The sequence below is a fragment of the Butyrivibrio sp. genome (assembly GCF_024699075.1).
Window position 1 is genome coordinate 1 of the sequence record NZ_JAILQF010000199.1, and the last position, 2,676, is coordinate 2,676.

The 2,676-nt window shown below is 39.3% G+C and carries 2 protein-coding genes; one reads left to right on the forward strand and one right to left on the reverse strand.

Annotated elements, in window-relative coordinates; all coding sequences use genetic code 11:
* The first annotated feature begins 306 nt into the window (after window positions 1-306).
* A complete protein-coding gene (locus tag K6G87_RS07960; RefSeq protein ID WP_296835648.1) occupies window positions 307-972 on the forward strand; it encodes a DUF2268 domain-containing protein in 666 nt (221 codons plus the stop codon).
* 132 nt (window positions 973-1,104) lie between these two features.
* Here K6G87_RS07960 and K6G87_RS07965 read toward each other — a convergent pair.
* The coding region (locus K6G87_RS07965; RefSeq protein WP_296835649.1) for a DUF3472 domain-containing protein at window positions 1,105-2,676 on the reverse strand (1,572 nt) is incomplete at its 5' end.

A 2,676-nucleotide genomic window follows, 5' to 3' on the forward strand; every position in this document is an offset into this window, starting at 1 on the left:
CAAAATGGCAAAACATACAACTGCGATCTTAATGCTTCGTATAATATAGCAGCTCGCTATTATATACGAGAAATTTTTAAATCCTGTTCGGTGACGGACAGGTTGGACATTGAGGCTAAAGTTCCTCAGTGCTCTAAGAGAAGCACCTGCACGTTGGCTGACCTTATTAGCTTAAATGCGGTCTTAGACAATATATTAGTTGCCTAAGTACTGAGTTTTAGCTGTATGGACAGAAACGCAGTCCGATGCCCTAAAAGGCAACCGCAACGTAGATTGTGGCAATAGGAAGCACGCGACTTTAGTCGTGTGAGGCTTCACGAGGCTATCTGGGATTCATGCACGAAAGCTATAGAGACAGCGCTTAATAGATTTGAAGATCAGGGAGTTGAGCTTAAAGTTAAAGAATATCTTTATTCTATATTTCTTGCTAATCCAAAGAATCCCTATACGATCATGAATGAGGGTTACTGTGGTGATGGAGGGATTCCCGGATACATAATGGGATGGCTGATTCCATCTGATGACACTATTAAGAGGCTTCCGGCTGCACTGGCACATGAGACTAATCATAATGTAAGGTATCAGTATATAAAGTGGACGAATGATGTAAATCTTGCAGAGATGATCGTGAGCGAAGGGCTTGCAGAGAATTATGCCACGACGATATTCGGAGAGGAGGTCCTTGGTCCATGGGTTACAAAGACTGATATGGAACTGATGCCTCTAATTAAAGAGATAATAAGAGACGGTCTTAATGTGACAGGATTTGCAGAGATAACGGCATATCTGTACGGTGATGAGATGGCGGAGCTTCAGTGCTTTCCAAAAGTGGGACTTCCTTATTGTGCTGGATATGCTACAGGTTACTATCTGATCAAGTATTATCTAGAGAAAACTCACATGCCGATTGAGAAGGCGACAGTTCTGCCTGCTGATGAAATACTTGCAGAAGTGGAAGAATTCTGGTCATAAACAAAATCCCCCATCACCGGAAGGTGACAGGGGGTGAATTAAGTGAGCTTTGATCTGGTCCGATACATAGTTCTAGGGGACTTTGTTAGTTACGGAGCATATGGTAAAGTATCAGGTACCTGTTTTTAGATATTAGTAATAATCAAATTCTCCAAGAACTCCATTTTTAACTGAGCATATGGCAAAGTACCATGCACCGGTATAGCTTCTTGCCAGATAATCATCACGGTTTCTTACTTCATAGTTGTCATTTGCGTCCCAGATCTCTGCATAGCAGTCAGTATCAATTGTATTGGTACTGGTCTGCCAGGAGATGTTGTATGTAAGATCATCTCTAAAAATATGAATTCCATAACCTTCTTCACTAACAGTATGAGAATAGATCTTTTCTTCCGTACCGTTTATAAGCGCATAATAAGTATCAGTATTTTCAAATGTCTCACATCTGAGAGAAGTTATGTCTATAGTTGAGCTTCCGTCTGAAACATCTACATATACGTCGTTTTCATAAGGCTCTACACCCATTTCACGCCATGTATCTTCCTCATAATTATCAAAATAGGTCCAGTTGACGTGGATGCGATAGAGTGGTTCGGAGCTTACAGTTGTCTCGAATCCGTAATCATGGGCGAAATCAAAGTCAGGAGCGGAGTCTGTCATTTTAATAGTGAAAGTATCCTGAGTAGGAAGTGAAGTCTGGGTTTTTACAAAATCATCGCCGCTTCCGCAGGTATAGCCCCAGAAATAGTCCTCTGTAGCACCAAAGTTATAGCCGCCTTTTTTATCATTAAAAGTGGTATCAGTTTCAAGTAAGCCAGTATCAATGGCAGTCCATTTGTCGCTGCCATATTCCATGACATAGATATTGCTTAAATTCCAACTCCTAAGCTCATTGCAATCTGAGGCACTGAAGTTTTCCATAAATGAGTAAATCTTGCCTTCTAAATAGGAGTTCTCAATGTGAGTATCGTAAGCGGCATAAAGAGTCCATTCACCACTTTCTTTATCTTGAATCCATTCTTCAACAACAGTGCTATCTGTCCATTCTGGATCAAAAGCTCTGATGACCATTCTGTACCAATGATCTTTTTCCCAGGAATAGGATCTTATAAATTTAACACCAGTTCCTTCGTTAGTGAATTCATCGGTAGTATCATCAGTTGGATATATTAATGTTGCAAATTCTTTTTCTGGATCTGTTGTGTTGTCATTTTTCCAAAAAGACATAATTGCAACTTTTTCATTATAAGCATTTTGGAGACCTGCATATGCTCCGGCTCCGCCATGCATATTCCAATTGAACAACGCCCAATATGTATTATTTGCATCGTCAGATGTTCTAAAGTCAATGCATAAAGCACTATATTTACCGGAAGTATCACTCAAATCAGGATTCAGATATATGTTATGGGCTTTTAGGTTTTCCGGATTAGGATCAGAAGGATCTATATCATAAGGATATCCTTCAGTTCCAAATAAAGATTCTACTGATGCTTTCGCATCATCTGTTGCAGATGAATTGCTATCAGAATCATTTTCCTTTTCATCATCAGATTCATTTTTGTTATCTGATGAATTGTCTTTATCACTTGATGTTTCTTCATCATTTTTTGACATATCAAGTGATACACCTGATCCTGAACAGCCTGTCAGTAACGAAACGGTCATGATAGATGACATAAAAAGACTTAATATTTTTTTTCT